Origin of the sequence: Hymenobacter sp. B1770 (genome assembly GCF_049896385.1) — a bacterium.
Classification (GTDB): Bacteria; Bacteroidota; Bacteroidia; order Cytophagales; family Hymenobacteraceae; genus Hymenobacter.
In genome coordinates this window covers 1,110-1,427 of record NZ_JAFCUF010000028.1, presented here as the reverse complement: position 1 = coordinate 1,427, position 318 = coordinate 1,110, and the positions used below count along the sequence as shown (strand labels likewise).

The window sequence follows — 318 nt, the reverse complement described above, 5'->3', positions numbered from 1 at the left end:
GGTTTTGAAGGGCTTGAACTGCGGGGCGGTGCGCAGGTGCTCGAAAAAGGCGTTCAGGTCGCCCGCGAAGCCGACCTGCTGTTTGATCGCCTCCATCTCGGTGCGAATGCGCTGGACTTCGGCCAGGCCGGTCTGGTATATCTGCTCCGGGGTGCGGGTCGTGGTGGTGCTGGCCTGCACGGCGTGGGCGTAGCGGGCGGCGCCCTGCGGCAGCGCCCCGATCCCGCTGCTGGCGCGGGCTTGGGGCAGGTAGTCGGTTTCGAGGAAGTCGGCCAGCCGCGGGTAGGGCCCGGCCAGGGCGCGGCGGATGGCCTGATC

At 70.1% G+C, this 318-nt stretch carries 1 protein-coding gene; it reads right to left on the bottom strand.

Annotated elements, in window-relative coordinates; all coding sequences use genetic code 11:
* Nucleotides 1–318: DUF885 family protein (locus tag ACP7AJ_RS21190; protein ID WP_426062230.1), on the bottom strand; the 318-nt coding region annotated here is incomplete at both ends.